At 69.3% G+C, this 12,961-nt stretch carries 11 protein-coding genes; 5 read left to right on the top strand and 6 right to left on the bottom strand.

Annotated features, from left to right (window positions below):
• Positions 1–207 precede the first annotated feature (207 nt).
• Positions 208–753: a hypothetical protein gene (locus MEBOL_RS08575; RefSeq protein ID WP_095976958.1), complete on the bottom strand. Its 546-nt coding sequence runs from the start codon at positions 751–753 to the stop codon at positions 208–210.
• Between the two features lie 69 nt (positions 754–822).
• Between MEBOL_RS08575 and MEBOL_RS08570 the strand changes: the two genes are divergently transcribed.
• Complete coding sequence (locus MEBOL_RS08570; RefSeq protein ID WP_095976957.1) at positions 823–2,322, top strand: carboxypeptidase M32; 1,500 nt, start codon at positions 823–825, stop codon at positions 2,320–2,322.
• Between the two features lie 104 nt (positions 2,323–2,426).
• Positions 2,427–4,172: an MDR family MFS transporter gene (locus tag MEBOL_RS08565; protein ID WP_095976956.1), complete on the top strand. Its 1,746-nt coding sequence runs from the start codon at positions 2,427–2,429 to the stop codon at positions 4,170–4,172.
• 6 nt (positions 4,173–4,178) lie between these two features.
• On the opposite strand, the gene MEBOL_RS08560 is transcribed toward MEBOL_RS08565, so the two are convergent.
• The 3 genes from MEBOL_RS08560 to MEBOL_RS08550 form a co-directional block, all read right to left on the bottom strand.
• Positions 4,179–5,795, bottom strand: a complete 1,617-nt coding sequence (locus MEBOL_RS08560) for a DUF2339 domain-containing protein (protein ID WP_095976955.1) — start codon at positions 5,793–5,795, stop codon at positions 4,179–4,181.
• A 76-nt stretch (positions 5,796–5,871) separates the two neighbouring features.
• Positions 5,872–6,222: a four-helix bundle copper-binding protein gene (locus tag MEBOL_RS08555; protein WP_170115468.1), complete on the bottom strand. Its 351-nt coding sequence runs from the start codon at positions 6,220–6,222 to the stop codon at positions 5,872–5,874.
• 165 nt (positions 6,223–6,387) lie between these two features.
• Positions 6,388–7,554 carry a ribonuclease D gene (locus MEBOL_RS08550; protein ID WP_095976953.1) on the bottom strand — a complete coding sequence of 389 codons (1,167 nt, stop codon included), beginning with the start codon at positions 7,552–7,554 and terminating at the stop codon, positions 6,388–6,390.
• 78 nt (positions 7,555–7,632) lie between these two features.
• On the opposite strand from MEBOL_RS08550, the gene ttcA reads away from it, so the two are divergent.
• The 3 genes from ttcA to MEBOL_RS08535 are packed head-to-tail and all read left to right on the top strand — an operon-like array spanning position 7,633 to position 10,137.
• Complete coding sequence (gene ttcA, locus MEBOL_RS08545) at positions 7,633–8,496, top strand: tRNA 2-thiocytidine(32) synthetase TtcA (protein WP_281256645.1); 864 nt, start codon at positions 7,633–7,635, stop codon at positions 8,494–8,496.
• Positions 8,475–9,302, top strand: coding sequence for a TerB family tellurite resistance protein (locus MEBOL_RS08540; RefSeq protein WP_095976951.1), 828 nt, complete (start codon positions 8,475–8,477; stop codon positions 9,300–9,302). The genes ttcA and MEBOL_RS08540 overlap by 22 nt, the downstream gene beginning before the upstream one ends.
• A 13-nt stretch (positions 9,303–9,315) precedes the next feature.
• Positions 9,316–10,137 (top strand): phosphate/phosphite/phosphonate ABC transporter substrate-binding protein, encoded by an 822-nt coding sequence (locus tag MEBOL_RS08535; protein ID WP_095976950.1) that lies wholly within the window; start codon positions 9,316–9,318, stop codon positions 10,135–10,137.
• A 17-nt stretch (positions 10,138–10,154) separates the two neighbouring features.
• On the opposite strand, the gene MEBOL_RS08530 is transcribed toward MEBOL_RS08535, so the two are convergent.
• Complete coding sequence (locus MEBOL_RS08530) at positions 10,155–11,699, bottom strand: amino acid adenylation domain-containing protein (RefSeq protein ID WP_095976949.1); 1,545 nt, start codon at positions 11,697–11,699, stop codon at positions 10,155–10,157.
• Positions 11,696–12,835: a prodigiosin MBC biosynthesis dehydrogenase PigA gene (gene pigA / locus MEBOL_RS08525; RefSeq protein ID WP_095976948.1), complete on the bottom strand. Its 1,140-nt coding sequence runs from the start codon at positions 12,833–12,835 to the stop codon at positions 11,696–11,698. Before pigA ends, MEBOL_RS08530 begins: the two co-directional genes overlap by 4 nt.
• Between the last annotated feature and the right edge of the window lie 126 nt (positions 12,836–12,961).

The following is a 12,961-nucleotide window of genomic DNA, read 5'->3' as shown; positions in this document are numbered from 1 at the left end:
TCAGCTCGGCGCCACTCCGCTCGACGTCGATTTCCAGCCAATTCCTGGCAGAAATGGCCTCCTCCCTTGTGGGCTCTCTGAGGGAGAACACATGGGACTTGGCGTATCGCTAGATGCCCACGGAGGCGGAACGCACAACGGTGACGCGGGACTCGCCCGCATGAAGAGCAGTCGAGTCTGGACGGACTCGAGCGTGACGCGGGGCTCCTACTTGTACGGCACCACGGTGCCGCCGCGGTGGGCCGAGTCGCGCAGCACCAGGCGCGTCTCCTTGTAGAGGCGCGCGGCCTTGGGGCCCACGAGGAAGGGCTTGGGGTCTCCCTTGCGGAAGGTCTTCTTCAGGTACTCCTCCACCTCGCGGTACAGCCGCATGAACTGGTCCGCGGCGGCTTCCTTGCGGCCCGTCTGGGGCGTCACGTCCATCTCCGCCCACATCTGGCCGCTGAGCAGCTCGCCTTCCTCGTTCAGCCGGCTGCGCTCGAGGAAGATGACGGGCGAGCGCACCTCGTCGATGCGCCAGAAGCCCTTGTCCGGGCCCCGCTTCACCTTGTCCACGATGGCCGGGCCCACGCCCACCGCCACCAGGTACAGGTCCTCCTCGGGCAGCCGGGGCACGTTGTCCTCACTCGCCTTGAAGCTCTCCCACTCCGGGGGCACGCGCCGGGGATACACCTCCAGCTCGAAGCGCTCGAGGTGGCGGAAGAAGGCGACCTCGTCGTCGGGGGACATGAAGAACTGAACCTGGGTGGCCATGCGTCCGCCCCTTAACCGAATGCCGCCTCTTGCGGAAGTCCGCGCGGATCCGGACTAAAGAATCCTCCCATGGACACCACCTTCGACGCACTGCTCGTCCGGATGAAGGAACTTCGGGACCTCAATGGGCTCATCGGCCTGGCGGCCTGGGACCAGGAAACCTACCTGCCCCTCAAGGCGGCCGAGGCGCGTGCCCAGCAACTCTCCACCTTGCAGGGGCTCCACCACGAGCGTCTGGTGGACCCCCGCCTGGGCGAGTGGCTCGCCTGGACGGAGGGGCGCACGGACCTCTCGGATGACCAGCTCGCCATGGCGCGCGTCCTCATCCAGGAGAGGGATCGGGCGGTGAAGGTGCCCCGGGCCCTGGTGCAGGCGCTCGCCGAGGCCCAGAGCCGGGGCCTTCACGCCTGGCGCCAGGCGCGCAAGGAGAACCGCTTCGAGCTCTTCCGGCCCGCCCTGGAGCGGCTGCTGGTCCTGCGCCGCGAGCAGGCGGATGCCTATGGCCACGACGGTGAGCGCTATGACGCCCTGTTGGAGGGGTTCGAGCCCGGCATGCGCGTGGCGAGGCTGGATCCGGTGCTCTCCTCGCTGCGTGACACCCTCATCGCGTGGGTGGCTCGCCTCCAGACGGCGCCGCGCCAGGTGCTGGACGTCCTCCAGGGCCGGCGCTTCGACACCGACGTCCAGTGGCGCCTGTCCTTGCGTCTGCTCGAGGACATGGGGTTCGACCTGGAGGCGGGGCGGCAGGACAAGAGCATCCACCCCTTCTCCAGTGGGCTGCACCCCACGGACGTGCGTCTCACCACGGGCCTGGAGGAGGGCTCGCTCGCGAGCCTCTTCACCACGCTGCACGAGGGCGGGCATGGTCTGTACGAGCAGGGCTTCCATCCGGCGCACTACCGCACGCCCCTGGCGAACGCGCCCTCCATGGGTCTGCACGAGTCCCAGTCCCGCCTGTGGGAGAACCTGGTGGGCCGGGGCCGGCCGTTCTGGTCGCACTACTTCCCCGTCCTGCGCGAGGCCTTTCCCCAGTCGCTCGCGGATGTGGAGATGGAGGCCTTTGTCGCCTCCATCAACCGCGTCACTCCCTCGCTCATCCGCGTGGACGCGGACGAGGTGACGTACAACCTGCACATCGTCCTGCGCTACGAGTTGGAGTTGCTGCTCATCCGGGACGAGCTGCCGCTCGCGGACCTGCCGGAGGCGTGGAACGAGCGCATGCGGCGCTTCCTGGGGATCACGCCTCCGGATGATCGCCAGGGGGTGCTCCAGGACATTCATTGGGCCTGGGGCGAATTTGGCTATTTCCCCACGTACGCGCTGGGCAATCTCTACGCCGCGTCCCTCTTCTCCACCGCGAGGCGAGCCCTGCCAGGACTGGAGCAGGGTCTGGCCCGAGGCGAGCTGCGGCCCTTGCGCGATTGGCTGCGCACCCACGTGCATGCCGAGGGGTACCGTCTGCCCGCCGAGGAGCGGGTGCGTCAGGTGACGGGTGAAGGACTCACCGATGAGGACTTCCTCGTCTATCTGAGGTCCAAATTCGGAGAGCTCTACGGCGTGAAGTTGTGAAGCGCGCGGGGCCACGGCCGCTTTCGTTGAGTGCCGGGTAGTGCCGCCATGGCCTGGCCCTCCATGCATTGTGGGGACGGAGTCTTCGTGGAACCTTGCTGGCCATGGTCGTCACCCAGCCCTTCACGCTGACCCGTTCGGAGAAGATCCTCACCCTGGCGGGCGTGATGCTCGGCATGTTGCTGGCCGCGCTCGACCAGACCATCGTGTCCACGGCGGGCCCCGCCATCCAGGGGGACCTGGGGATTCCTCCCTCGCTCTACGCGTGGATCACCACGTCATACCTGGTGACCTCCACGGTGCTGGTGCCGGTGTACGGCAAGCTGTCGGATGGCTTCGGCCGGCGGCGCATCCTGGTCATCGGCATCATCATCTTCCTGGCGGGCTCGGCGCTGTGTGGCCTGTCGCGCACCTCGCTCCAGCTCATCCTCGCCCGGGCGTTGCAGGGGGCGGGTTCCGCGTCGCTCTTCACGAGCTCGTTCGCCATCGTCGCGGACATCTTTCCGCCCGCCGAGCGCGGCAAGTACCAGGGCATCTTCGGCGGCTTGTTCGGACTGTCGAGCGTGGTGGGTCCGCTCGTGGGCGGCTTCCTCACGGATCACCTGAGCTGGCACTGGGTGTTCTTCGTCAACCTGCCCCTGGGGCTGGTGGCGCTCGGCTTCATCCTCACCCGCATGCCGCCCCTGCGCCGGGATGGAGCACGGCCCTCGGTGGACCTGTGGGGCACGTTCACGTTGATCGTGGCCACCGTGCCCCTGCTCGTGGCGCTGTCCCTGGGCCGTGGGGAGTCCGGGGTGAACGGGACGGGCCATGCGTGGGGCTCTCCCCTGATTCTGGGCATGCTGGGGCTGTCCGTCGTGGGGACGGGTGCCTTCGTGGTCGTGGAGCGCTTCGTGCGCGAGCCCATCCTCGACCTGACGCTGTTCCGCAACCGGGTGTTCGCCGTGGGCAACATCGCCACCTTCCTCAATGGCGTGGGGTTTCTGGGGGCCATCGTCTTCCTGCCGCTCTTCATGGTGAACGTGGTGGGGCTGTCGGCCACGCGCTCGGGCTTCACGCTCACGCCACTCACCTTGAGCGTCGTCGTGGGCAATGTGATGGCGGGTCAGCTCGTGTCGCGCTGGGGTCGTTACAAGCCCTTGATGCTGGTGGCCCAGGGCGTGCTCATGGTCGCCTTCGGGGTGATGGGCTTCACCCTCACTCCGGATTCCACCCAGGGCGAGCTCACCTGGAAGATGGTCCTCGTGGGCCTGGGCCTGGGCCCCGCCATTCCGCTCTTCACGCTCGCCATCCAGAACGGCGTGGCGCCGCACCAGGTGGGCGTGGCCACCGCCAGCGCCACCTTCTTCCGGCTGATGGGCTCCACCATGGGCGTGGCGTTGCTGGGCACGGTGTTCGGCGGCGTGCTCGGCTCGTCCATGGTCACGCACATGACGGAGGCCACCCGGGAGCTGCCGGCCGAGTACCGCCGTTCATTCGTGTCCCAGGCGATGGGCGGACGACAGGAAGCGGGGGAGGGCGCTCCGGGGACGAGGGCGTTCGACGCGGGGGCCCTCAAGGCGCGCATCGCCGGGGATTTCGCCAAGCAGCGCGACGCGCTCGTCCCGGCGGCCGAGGGGGGAGACGCGGCGGCGCGGGGGACGCTCTCGGGCCTGGAGCGAGCCCAGGCCTCCCTCGATGCTTCCGTGGACCGGGTGGAAATGGCCTTCAAGCAGGCCTTTTCCGAGGCGATCCGCGCCCTCTATAAGGTGGCCCTGCTCGTTGCGGGGCTCTCGTTCCTCGTCGTCCTCGCGCTGCCGGAGCTGCCCCTGCGCAAGAGCAACGCGCCCCAGCCCGGCGCGCTGGAGTAGCCGGACTCAACCCCGCTGGCCACGTACGCGGGTGTAGATGTAGGAGACGGCCAGCAGCATCACGCCGAGCATCAGGAAGGTGAGGATGCGCTGATCGGGCGGCAGTCCGGACAGGTCCACGAACATCAGCCGGCCCAGGGTGAGGGCCAGCACGCCGAGCCCCGCGAAGCGGTACCAGCGCTCGCGGACGGTGAAGCCGAGAACGAACAATCCCGACGCCGCCACGCCCCAGGCGAGCGTGGTGAGCTCCCCCGGCATCACCTCGCCCAAGAGCCACACCCCGGCGAGCCCCGCTCCGAGCGCACACAGGGGTTGGAGGAGGCGGGGGGGCCGCGCGGCATGGGCCACCGCGGCCCGCTCCACGAGGATGAAGCTCACGAGCAGTCCCGCGTCCAGGAGGGCGCGTCCCGAGGAGGGCAGCCACGAGGCCCCCAGCGCCAGGTAGAGCAGGCCCACCGCCACCGCCTGCAATGCCCCCGCGCCGAGCCCCCGTCCCGCCAGGCCCGTCGCGAGTCCCACCACCGTCCAGGTGCGCACGAGCGCGGCGTCCTCGTACTCGGTGGGCACGCCCAGCGCGAGCGTGAGCACTCCCGTGGCGAGGTAGGCCTGGAAGAGGGCGGTGGACGCGCCCCTCCGCCGGGCCACCGCGCCGCCCACGCCTTGCGCGAGCGCCACGGCGACGAAGAAGGAGAAGAGGTGGGGCGTGTCCCAGCGCTCCACTTCCACGGCGCCCAGGGTGAGCAGTCCCACCCAGTTGAGCAGGGCGAAGGCGAGGCCCGCGCGCCGGGACAGCTCGTGGGGGTAGGCGAGCAGGGCCACGGAGAAGAGGACGTAATAGAGCCCGAGGAAGGCGAGGCTCAGCGCCAGCCGCTCGCCCGCGGGCTCCCCCGGGGCGATGGCTCCGGTGCGCATGGCCCACACCACGTGGGTGGAATAGACGGCGACGAGACTCGACAGCGGGACGATCACCCAGCGGTTCTTCACCAGGAAGAAGAGCGCCCCGGCGGCGAGCAGCGAGGTGGACATCAGGGTGAAGAGGGTGATGTCGCTGAGCATCCCCGTGTGCAGTCCGAGGAACAGCGCGATGCCCGCCACCGTCTCCGACTGCATGCGGTGGGCGATCACCACGATGGCCACGGTGTTGAGCGCCAGGAGCACGAGCGCCAGCAGCTCGCTGTCGATCACCCGCACCGCGGGCACGAAGTGCAGGGCATACGTGACGAAGTAGGCGAGCGCGAGTCCTCCGCCGAAGACGATGCGTCCGAAGAGCTCATGGCGCTTGGAGAGCCACAGCCCCAGCGCCGCGAGCCCCGCGCTCAGCAGGTAGCCCGCGCCCACGCGCGCGAGCACGCCCAGGTCCCCGAAGTGATAGATGATGAGGAAGGCGAAGCCGAGGATCAGCGCGACGATGCCCGCCCGGCTCAGCCAGTACGTGCCCAGGTGTGCCTCCAGGTCCCTCGGCTCGGGAGGCGGGGTGCCGGGGGCGGTGGAGGGAAGCGCTGGGGATGGAGGCGGGGGCCGTGGGGCCGTCTCCAGGTGGGCGATGCGCGACTCCAGCCGCGACACCGTCTCTTCCAGCCGACGCACTACCTCGGCCAGGTCCCGCGTGTCCGGCTCCGCCATGGGCTCCCCTCGTGGGTGGATTCACGTCACGGGAGCCCTCGAGGCGCCCGCGAGCGCCCCTTATCAGGCGATCCGCTCAGGTGAACAGCAGCGGACGGCAGGCGCGGGCGAGCTGCAGCGCATCCCGGGCCAGTCCGTGGTTGGACGTGTTGCCATCCAGCCACGCCGTGCGCGCCACCTGGTTGCTCAACTCGAAGCACAGCGTCGCCGTGCGGCGGCTCAGCCGGCTGTCCTTGCGCAGTGCCCGGACATTCAACTCACACAGCTCCGCGCATTGGCGCAGCAGGCGCACCGGCTCGCTGTCCGCGCGCATCCCCCTCGACACCATCTGTCGCATCGCCGCCTCGCACGACGCCTGACAACTCAGGCTCGCCGAGATGCAGTGATGGACATCGATCGTCTCCCCACCCAATCGCGCTCCAGACATGCCCGCCACCTCCACACCAGATCCCAACCTACGCATGTTCCCCCTGTCCGCAACCGTCCGACGTCCGGTGGTGTACAGGTTTCATCATGCCCTTGAGTCGTACTCTTGCCTTCCTTGTCGGCCTGGGGCGCACCTGCGCATACAGGCCCGTGAGCCGGACGTCCTTCATGCCTGGACGGGAAACTGGGCGAGCACGGCCAGCAGGCTGTCTCCATAGAGCCGGACGCGTTTGTCGCCCAGGTAGGGCAGGGCCCGGAGCGCGTCCAGATCCGCCGGAGGACGGCTCGCGAGCGCGTCGAGGAGCGGATTGGGCAGCACCACCGAGGGGGTGACCTTGCGCGCCGTGGCCTGCTCCGAGCGCCACGCCTTGAGGGCGTCCTCGCGCTTGCGCCGGTTGGCGTCCCGAGGGCCCTTCTCTCCGGTCTCGGGCTTGAGCTCGCCCTGGCGCGACTTCTCCAGCAGCTCGCGCACGAGCGCCAGCACCTCCTCGCCATGGGCGCGCACGAAGGCGCCGCGCACGCCGGCGGCCTTGGACAGCTCCTTGATGTTGCCGGGCGGCTTGAGCGCCAGGTCCGTGATCGCCATGTTGGAGAGCGTGCGCCCCATGGGGACGTTCTCCGCCTCGGCCCAGACGAGACGCTTGCGGTGCAGGGCCTGGGCGAGGGTGTTGGCGAGCAGCAGCTGCGCGGGGGACAGGCCGCCCTTGGGCAGCTTCGGCTTGAAGTCCGCGCCCACCTCGGGCCGTGCCGCGGCCTCGTCGCACATGCGCTGGCAGTCGAGCAGCACCTCTTCCAGCACGTCCGCCTTGCGGCATTCCTCGCGGACCTGCCGGCCCAGCTCCACGAGGTAGCGCACGTCGTTGGCGATGTAGTCGCGCATCTCCGGGGGCAGGGGCCGCAGGGAGAAGTCCGACTGTTGGTGCTCCTTGGGCAGCTCCACGCCCAGGCGCTCGCGTGCCAGGTCGGCGAGCCCCACCTTGGGCCAGCCCAGCAGCGTCGCCGCGCGGTGGGTATCGAAGAGACCCTGGACCCGGACCCCGGCCTCGGCCAGGAAGGGCAGGTCTCCCGCCGCGGCGTGGAAGAACTTGGTGCGCTGGGGGTCCTCCATCACCTTCGCCAGCAGGGAGGGCGCGACGCCGGGTTGCAGGGTGTCGAAGAGGAAGACATCGGTGTCCGAGGCCACCTGGAGGAAGCACAGGCGGGCGCGAAAGGAGTGCATCGCGTCCGTTTCCACGTCCACGGACAGCTCCGGGGCCTCCTCGAGTCGACGAGCGGCGGCCTGGGCGCTGGCGGCATCCACGAGGTCCTGCGCACCTGAGGGAAAGGTCGGCATGGGGTGAAGCAGGCTAGCGGACCGGGTGTGTCCGTGGAGCGTGTTTTTTCCGCCGCCGCCGCTAGGATGACGCCCCTGATGAACTCCGACGTCCTCCGCCTGGAAAAGAACCTGCTCGGCCACATGGGCCGTGCCATTTCGGACTACTCCCTCATCTCCGAGGGAGACCGCATCATGGTGGGGGTGTCCGGGGGCAAGGACTCGTACACCCTGCTCTACCTGTTGCGCGAACTGCAGCGCAAAGCGCCCGTGAAGTTCGAGTTGCTGGCGGTGAACCTGGACCAGGGGCACCCGGGCTTTCCCGCCCACACGCTGGAGGGGTGGTTCCAGGGGGAGGGCTTCGCCTACAAGATGCTCAAGGAGGACACCTACTCGGTCGTCCTCGAGAAGACGCCCCCGGGCAAGACGCAGTGCTCGGTGTGCTCGCGCATGCGCCGCGGCATCCTCTACTCGGCCGCGGTGGCGCTGGGGTGCAACAAGATCGCGCTCGGCCACCACCGGGACGATCTCATCCACACGCTGCTGCTCAACCTCTTCTTCGCGGGCGCCATCCGGGGCATGCCCCCCATCCTCAAGAGCGACGATGGGCGCAACACCGTCATCCGGCCGCTGTGCTACGCGCCGGAGAAGGACATCGCCGCGTACGCCGCGCTCAAGCAGTTCCCCATCATTCCGTGTGACCTGTGCGGCTCGCAAGAGAACCTGCAGCGCGCGCGCATGAAGAAGCTGGTGGAGGAGCTGGGCCGCGACATTCCCGACGTGCGCCGCAGCATCCTGGCGGCCATGGGCAATGTGCGCCCCAGCCAACTGATGGACAAGGACATCTTCGACTTCTCCGCGCTCGTTTCCGAGGGGGCGGTACCGTCCGTGGACGCGCGGTCGCAACACGACGGCGGCAACAACGAAGGAAGGGTGGGCGGATGCCTCGAGAACAGGCAGTAAAGGCGCGCAAGGAGCGCAACGCGGCGCTGGTGGAGGTGATGTTGCTGGCGGCCATGGCCGACGGCCAGGTGAGCCAGGTGGAGCTGCAGACCCTGCTGCGGCGGGTGATTGAACGCCCCGAGTTCGAGGGCACGAAGCCCGAGGAGCTCAACGCCCTGGTGGTGGCGAGCGCCCAGCGCCTGTCCAAGGCGCATGACATGGAGGAGATCCTCGCCTCGTTCCGGGCGCGGCTGCCGGACCACAAGACGCGGATGCTGGGCTTCGGGCTCGCGGCGGCCATCGCGTTCTCGGACCACCGGGCCACGCGCACGGAGCTGGGCCTGCTCAAGATGTTCCAGGCCGCGCTCGGCATCTCCGAGGACGAGGTGGCGCGCATCATCGACGTCATCGAGGGCGGAGGCAGTCTCGCCGAGGCGCTGGGCGAGCCGCTCGAGCGCCTGTACGCCGAGGTGATGGTGCTGGTGAGCGCGGCGGACGGGAAGTTGAAGGAGGCCGAGGCGCGCGAGCTCGTGGAGAGCTTCGCGTCGGATCCGCTCTTCCACAACGTGAGCCCCGAGCGGGCGCAGGAGTTCGTGAGCGAGGCGGTCTCGGCGCTCATGGCCGAGGGCCTGCCGCAGCGCTTGCAGGTGCTGGCGCACGGGCTCACCACGCACGCCCAGCGCGTCAAGGCCTACCGCCTGGCGACGAAGATCGCCCATGCGGGCGGCCAGGAGCCCAGCGCGGGCGAGCAGCGCCTCCTCCACATCCTCCAGGCGACCTTCGGGCTCGCGGACGACGAAGTGGAGCGCATGGACCGCCAGGCCTGAGCGAGCCGCCTTCATGCCCGCGCCTCCCCCACATCCGGCTCGCGTGTCCTTCCGCTTCGGACTGCCGCCCTCGCTGGGCAGTGGGCCGGCGCGGGAGCGGGCCGAGTCGTTGACCGTCTTCCTGGAGCGCGCCCTGCGCCGCAAGGTGGAGGTGGGCGTGGCGGCCAGCTACGAGGCGCTGGCCAAGGATCTGCTCGCGGGCCGGGCGGATGCCGTCTGGGCGCCGCCCTTCGTGTGCGCGCGGATGGAGGCCATGGGGGTGCGGGTGCTGGCGCGAGGGGTGCGGCGGGGCCGCTCGTCCTACCGCTCGGCCCTGGTGGTGCGCGCGGGCTCGGGGCTGACCCTGGACACGCTCCAGGGCCGGCGCATGGCGTGGGTGGACCGGGACTCGGTGGGCGGCTACCTGCTGCCGGCCGCGTACCTGAAGGCCCGGGGGCAGGAGCCGGGCAAGGTCTTCTCCGCGCAGCACTTCACGGGCTCCTACCAGGCGGCGCTGGAGGCGGTGCGGGACGGGACGGCGGACGTGGCGAGCATCTTCTGCCCGCCGGAGTCCACGGGGCTCATCTACGCGGACGGGGTGGACGTGGTGCTGCCGGGCCAGAGTGGCGCGTTCGAACTGCTGGCGTACACGGAAGAAGCCCCCAACGACGGCGTGCCCGTGGGAATGGGTGTGCCCGCCGAGGTGGTGGGGCTGCTGGAGCGCGCGTTTCTCTCGCTGCACGAGCGCGAGGACGGCAAGCGCCTGCTGGAGGAGATCTTCACCGCGGATCGCTTCGAGCCCGCGCCGCGCATGGGCTACCGCGCGCTCTACCGCGTGGCCCTCGCGAGCCTCTGAGACGCGCCGGGGTGTGGCTACCCGGGCGCGTTCCCGTCCTTCGAGGGGCGCTGTTGCGCCAGGTCCCGGAGGGCGCGCCGGTTGAGCTTGCCATTCGGTGTCCGAGGCATCTCCGGAAGCACGCGGACCTCGTCGACGATCATGTAGCGCGGCAGCCGCTCGGCGCAGTGCTTCTTCACCTTGAGCAGGGAGGGCGGGGGGGTGGCGTGGCTCACCAGGAAGGCCACGAGCCGGGCCTCCAGGCCGGAGCCCGCGGCGACCACTCCGACCTCGCGGATGTCCGGGTGGGTGAGCAGCGCCGCCTCGATCTCCCCGGGCTCGAGCCGCCGGCCCCGCACCTTCAACATGTTGTCGCGGCGGCCGATGTACTCGAAGCCCCCGTCCGGCAGCTGGCGGCACAGGTCCCCGGTCGCGTAGGGCCGGTTCTCCTGGGGCGGCTGGCCCCAGTAGCCCAGCATCACCGTGGGCCCCTCCACCATCAGCTCTCCGACCGCTCCGTCTCCTTCCTCCCGGGGCGCGTCATCGGCCTCCGCGGGAGGCGCCAGCCACACCTTGTCCCCACAGCTCGCGATGCCAATCGGAACCGGCTCGGTGCGCTCGGCGGGGATGTGCGTCACCTCGTGGAAGGTGCAGACATTCGTCTCGGTGGGGCCGTACAGGTTGAAGAACCGGGTGTCCCGCAGGTGTTCGCGCAGGGGCCGCAGGTGCTTGATGGGGAAGGGCTCTCCCGCGAACAGCAAGGATCGGAAGGGAAGCTGGGCGTGGTTCAGCAGTCCGCCCTGCTGCATCATCAGGATGAGCGCCGAGGGCACCGAATACCAGACGGTGAACCGCTCGCGCAGCACCAGCTCCACCAGCTTCTCCGGGGCGAAGGCCAGGGCCTCCGGGATGAGGGTGACCGAGGCGCCGCCCAGGAAGGCCGCGTAGAGGTCCAACACCGACAGATCGAAGAAGAACGGCGCGTGATTGCTGAATCGGTCGTCCGCAGTGGTGCCCAGCAATTCGTGGCACCACTCGATGAAGGCCAGCGCGTTGCGGTGGCTGATGCACACGCCCTTGGGCGTCCCCGTGGAGCCCGAGGTATAGAGGATATAGGCGAGGGCGTTCTCGTCCGAGCCGTGCCAGGGCAGCGGCTCCGCGGAAAAGCCAGACAGGCCCGCCCAGGACAGCTCGGGTCCCGCGTCCTCCACCAACAGGAAGCGCAGCCGCTCCAGGCCGCCGTCGCGCAGCTCGACCGCGCGCGAGGCGCTGGTCACCAGCACGTCGATGCGGCAGTCCTCGAGGATGAGCTTCGTCCGCGTGGCTGGATTCAAGGGATCCATCGGCACGTAGGCGGCACCGAGCCGGGAGATTCCCTGCATCGCCGCCACCGCGCGCGCGGACTTCTCCGTCCACAGCCCCACGCGGTCGCCCTTCTTCACGCCCAGCCCTTGCAGGGCACGGGCGATCCGGTTGGCGAGCGCGTCGAGCTGCCCGTAGGTGAGCGTTTCGTCGGGACCCTTGACGGCGATGGCCTCGGGGGTCCGCGCCGCGCTGCGAATCACGATCTGATCGAGTGTCATAGGCCCAGGTTGCTGGCGATGATGTCCCGCTGGATTTCCGAGGTGCCGGAAAAGAGGGTACTGGGAATGGCATCGCGCAGCACCCGCTCGATGCCCGATTCGACCACGTAGCCCATTCCGCCGTGAATCTGGATGGCGTCCAGTCCGCACTGGATGGCGGCTTCACTGATCACCAGCTTGGCGAGGGACACTTCCATCGCCGCTTCCTGACCGCGATCCATCAACCAGCACGCCCGATAGAGCAGCAGCCGTCCCGACTCGAGCCGCTGCTTCATGTCCGCCAGGCGGTGGGAGATGGCCTGATTCTTCCCGATGGCCCGCTTGAACTGCTTGCGGCCGCGGGCGAAGTCCACCGTCTGCTCGAGCACCCGCTCCATCACGCCCACGTAGGCGGCGAAGAGACAGGCGCGCTCCCATTGCATGGAGCGTTTGAAGAGGGGCGCGCCCTGGCCCTCGGGGCCGAGCCGCGCGGAGGCGGGCACCCGGCACGCCTCCAGATAGATGGGGGCGATGGGCGACGTGGACAGCCCCATCTTCTCGAAGGGCCGCCCCACCTGGAGGCCCGGCGTGTCCTTCTCGACGAGGAAGGCGCTCAGGCCCATGAAGCCGTGCGAGGGATTGGTGACGGCGTAGACGAGGAACACGTCCGCGGTGGGTCCGTTGGTGACATAGCTCTTGCCCCCATCGAGCACGTACTCGTCCCCCTCGCGCACCGCGCGGGTCTTGAGGGCGAAGACGTCGGAGCCGGCCTCGGGCTCGGAGATGGCGTTGGCGCCCACCCACTCCCCCGAGCACAGCTTGGGAAGGTAGCGGGCCTTCTGCGCGTCATCGCCGCCCTCCAGAATGGGCATCACGCAGGCGAAGAGATGGGCTCCCACGGAAAAGGCGAGGCCCGTATCGGAGCAACCCCGCCCCAGCGCTTCCATCACCCGCGCCGTCGTCAGCGTGTCCAACCCCAGGCCCCCGTGCTGCTCGGGAATGGGAAGGCCCAGAAAGCCGAACTCGCCACACAACCGCCACAGGTCGCGAGGGAATCCCTCGTCCTGGCGCTTCGGATCCTCGGCCAGCCTGGTCCGGGCGAAAGTCAGTGCCCGGTCGTACAACTCCTCCTGCTCGCTCGTCCAACTGAAGTCCATGGGCTCCTGAGGCACCGGTGACTTGCCGGGATGAATGGGCGCGCGCTCCGGATGCCTGACGATTGCCTGAGCCGGACTTTCACGGGGATGCGCCGCTGGGTGATTCGTGAACTCTCTCTCTCGCCG

Origin of the sequence: Melittangium boletus DSM 14713, from assembly GCF_002305855.1 — a bacterium.
Lineage (GTDB): Bacteria > Myxococcota > Myxococcia > Myxococcales > Myxococcaceae > Cystobacter > Cystobacter boletus.
Note: the sequence above shows the minus strand (reverse complement) of the source record. Positions and strands in the feature narration are given on the sequence as shown.

Excerpts from the sequence above, each read along its gene's own strand:
- MEBOL_RS08575 (WP_095976958.1), bottom strand. The coding sequence starts at position 753 with ATGGCCACCCAGGTTCAGTTCTTCATGTCCCCCGACGACGAGGTCGCC.
- MEBOL_RS08570 (WP_095976957.1), top strand. The coding sequence starts at position 823 with ATGGACACCACCTTCGACGCACTGCTCGTCCGGATGAAGGAACTTCGG.
- MEBOL_RS08565 (WP_095976956.1), top strand. The coding sequence starts at position 2,427 with ATGGTCGTCACCCAGCCCTTCACGCTGACCCGTTCGGAGAAGATCCTC.
- MEBOL_RS08560 (WP_095976955.1), bottom strand. The coding sequence starts at position 5,795 with ATGGCGGAGCCGGACACGCGGGACCTGGCCGAGGTAGTGCGTCGGCTG.
- MEBOL_RS08555 (WP_170115468.1), bottom strand. The coding sequence starts at position 6,222 with ATGTCTGGAGCGCGATTGGGTGGGGAGACGATCGATGTCCATCACTGC.
- MEBOL_RS08550 (WP_095976953.1), bottom strand. The coding sequence starts at position 7,554 with ATGCCGACCTTTCCCTCAGGTGCGCAGGACCTCGTGGATGCCGCCAGC.
- ttcA (WP_281256645.1), top strand. The coding sequence starts at position 7,633 with ATGAACTCCGACGTCCTCCGCCTGGAAAAGAACCTGCTCGGCCACATG.
- MEBOL_RS08540 (WP_095976951.1), top strand. The coding sequence starts at position 8,475 with ATGCCTCGAGAACAGGCAGTAAAGGCGCGCAAGGAGCGCAACGCGGCG.
- MEBOL_RS08535 (WP_095976950.1), top strand. The coding sequence starts at position 9,316 with ATGCCCGCGCCTCCCCCACATCCGGCTCGCGTGTCCTTCCGCTTCGGA.
- MEBOL_RS08530 (WP_095976949.1), bottom strand. The coding sequence starts at position 11,699 with ATGACACTCGATCAGATCGTGATTCGCAGCGCGGCGCGGACCCCCGAG.
- pigA (WP_095976948.1), bottom strand. The coding sequence starts at position 12,835 with ATGGACTTCAGTTGGACGAGCGAGCAGGAGGAGTTGTACGACCGGGCA.